The organism is Parabacteroides sp. AF17-28 (assembly GCF_003479205.1).
GTDB classification, from domain to species: Bacteria; Bacteroidota; Bacteroidia; order Bacteroidales; family Tannerellaceae; genus Parabacteroides; species Parabacteroides acidifaciens.
Genome location: NZ_QUGV01000037.1, coordinates 31,117 through 31,814, shown reverse-complemented (window position 1 = coordinate 31,814; position 698 = coordinate 31,117). Strand labels below are relative to the sequence as shown.

Below are 698 nucleotides of genomic sequence, written 5' to 3'. Positions count from 1 at the left end.
TTCCGCAAGCTGAAAAGCATCGTGGAGGTAGAGCGCATGACCCCCGACCAACGTCTGGAATATGAATTAAGCCTCTCCGTCGAGCGTGACCTTTCTGCTGCCCTTGACACGAGTTTTGAAGATGGGATGGAGAAAGGAATAGAGAAAGGAATAGAGAAAGGCAAAGCAGAAGGCAAAATCGAAGAACAACGTCTTATTGCTGCTAATTTTAAAAAACAGGGGATCAATATTGAAACGATTGCGCAATGTACCGGTTTGTCGGTAGAGGAAATTAACGGATTGTGATTTATCAATGCTAACCAATTGAATCAGCCGGGTTGTTGCTTGTTCGATAACCCGGCCGATTTGTTTCACTTCTTGCCAAATTTTCCACAATAAATCATCATTTAGCGGCATCAGCCTATGAAAACAGAAAGGGAAACCTCACGGCCTCCCTTTCCCATTCACTTTAACTAAAAAGCTTAATCTACGAAAAATCGAAGATTACTTAATATAAATGCGCGTCTTTATCGGACGTTTACTTTCTGTGTCAACACATGGCCGCCACTGCTCAGGCGAACGATGTAGATTCCTTTCGGAACGGAGATCGTTTCTGCCTGGCTGATCGTGCGATGGGCAACGACTGTACCTGCCATGTTGACAATAATCATTTCTACCGGTGTGGCCGGCTGGATTTGGATACCGCCTTCGCGACCGAA

General features: G+C 45.1%; 1 protein-coding gene and 1 pseudogene. One reads left to right on the top strand and one right to left on the bottom strand.

The features are described from left to right. Window positions 1-285, top strand: a pseudogene (locus DWW90_RS19070) (hypothetical protein); the annotation flags it as partial. Between the two features lie 221 nt (window positions 286-506). On the opposite strand, the gene DWW90_RS19065 reads toward DWW90_RS19070, so the two are convergent. Beyond that, the coding region (locus DWW90_RS19065; RefSeq protein WP_199662221.1) for a T9SS type A sorting domain-containing protein at window positions 507-698 on the bottom strand (192 nt) is incomplete at its 5' end.